Consider the following 1,952-nt stretch of genomic DNA (forward strand, 5'->3'; position numbering starts at 1 on the left):
CTTACGTTGAATCGCTGTTCGATCACGACGGCCGCATCGGCATCGACTTCGGCGTCTACGGCGTGCCAGAGACCTTCATCATCGACAAGGCTGGTGTGATTCGCCACAAACACATCGGCCCCATCACGCCAGAGGTGCTGACCGATGAAATCGAACCCATGCTGAGGCAACTCAATGGCTGAGCTTTCCACCGTCCAAACACGCTCATGGGCAAGGCTGCCACTGCGCTGGCTGGCCTGCTGTGGCCTGGCGCTGAGCCTCCACATCGCCCTGCCCTTGCAGCAAACCGCCTGGGCAGGTGAAGCCGCCCTGCTGGCCGAGAACCCCGAGCAGGAAGCCCGCATGATGACCATTGCCAGCGAACTGCGCTGCCTGGTCTGCCAGAACCAGACCATTGCCGATTCGCATTCAGGCCTGGCGGGTGATCTGCGACAGGAGATCCGCGAGCAATTGCAGCGCGGGCAAAACGAGCAGCAGATCCGCGATTACATGACCGCGCGCTACGGCAATTTCATCCTCTACCGCCCGCCGGTGGACCGCAGCACCGCGCTGCTGTGGTTCGGCCCGGGCCTGCTGGCTGTGGGGGGGCTTGCCTTTCTGTGGTGGACCCTGCGTCGGCGCAGCCGCATGCAAGCCGATGCCTTTGACCCCGACACCCCGGATCAACCGGACGAGCCTTGAGACACCATGAGCCAGGACATCAACCAACTCAAGACCCAGTTGCAACAACTGGCTGATCTGCATGCCAGCGGCACCCTGCCCGATGCAGCCTATCAGGATGCCAAAGCCAGGCTGGAGCGGCAGTTGCTGGATACCGTGATGAGCGGCGCTGCTTCACCAATCGCATCAGCAGCATCAACCGCATCCGAAGCAAGACCAAGCGTATCCCGCAAGATGCAGTGGGGCATGGCAGCCTTTGTGGTGGCGACAGGCGCTGCGGGCTACTACCTGGTGGGTACGCCCAGTGCCTGGCAAGTGGGGCCAAACACGGCACCCATGAGCACAAGTGCGACCGATGGCAACGCGGGCAATGACACGGGCAGCGGCAACAGCGCTTCACCGGGCAGCAGCGCACCCCACGCCATGAACCAGGATCAGATCAATGCCATGGTGGAAGGGTTGGCCAACAAGCTCAAGGCCGAGCCCAACAACCCGGAAGGCTGGGCCATGCTGGCCCGCACCTATGCCGCCCTGCGTCGCTTTGACGAATCACTGCCGGCCTACCGCAAAGCCATCGAACAACGCCCGGCCGATGCGCAGCTCTATGCCGACTACGCCGATGCGCTGGCCGTGACACAAGGCAGCAAGCTCGATGGCGAGCCCATCAAGCTGATCGACAAGGCTTTGAGCCTGGACGCGAACAACTTCAAGGCCTTGTCGCTGTCAGGCACGGTGGCCTACGACAAGCAGGACTACAAGGCTGCCGCCTCGCTATGGGAGCGCGCTGTTCAACACGCTCCAGCTGACAATCCGAACCTGGCCCGGCAGATGCAATCAGCGCTGGACGACGCTCGTCAGCGCGCGGGCCTGCCGGTCTTGAAAGCCGACGCAACACCGAGCAACAGCACGCCAGCGAGCAACAAACAGATCTCGGGCACCGTGACCCTGTCACCGCAACTGGCAGGCAAGGTCTCGCCAGACGACACGGTGTTCATCTACGCCAAGGCCGCACAAGGCCCCAAGATGCCGCTGGCCATCATCCGCAAACAGGTTCGAGATCTGCCCTATCAGTTCGAGTTGACCGATGCCATGGCCATGGCGCCGCAGTTCAAGCTGTCAGGTTTCAATGAGGTGATCGTCAACGCACGCATCTCGAAGAGCGGCGATGCCATGCCTCAAGCAGGCGATTGGATCGGTCAATCTGGCACCGTCAAGGTCGGCGCGCAGCACCTCAACATCGACATCCAGGACGCCATCCGATAAGGCTGGGGACGCTGACGCAACTCAGCGAC

Annotated in this window: 2 protein-coding genes and 1 pseudogene; all 3 read left to right on the forward strand. The window is 62.2% G+C overall.

Annotated features, from left to right (window positions below; genetic code table 11):
• Nucleotides 1-182: pseudogene (locus tag EPO09_RS10560) on the forward strand (DsbE family thiol:disulfide interchange protein); the annotation flags it as partial.
• Entirely contained in the window at nucleotides 175-681 is a 507-nt protein-coding gene (locus EPO09_RS10565; RefSeq protein WP_290642872.1) for a cytochrome c-type biogenesis protein, read from the forward strand. The pseudogene EPO09_RS10560 and the gene EPO09_RS10565, both read left to right, overlap by 8 nt.
• Nucleotides 682-687: 6 nt before the next feature.
• Nucleotides 688-1,923, forward strand: coding sequence for a tetratricopeptide repeat protein (locus EPO09_RS10570; RefSeq protein ID WP_290642874.1), 1,236 nt, complete (start codon nucleotides 688-690; stop codon nucleotides 1,921-1,923).
• The last annotated feature ends 29 nt before the right edge of the window (nucleotides 1,924-1,952 follow it).

Source organism: Aquabacterium sp., from assembly GCF_004297345.1.
Classification (GTDB): Bacteria; Pseudomonadota; Gammaproteobacteria; order Burkholderiales; family Burkholderiaceae_C; genus Aquabacterium.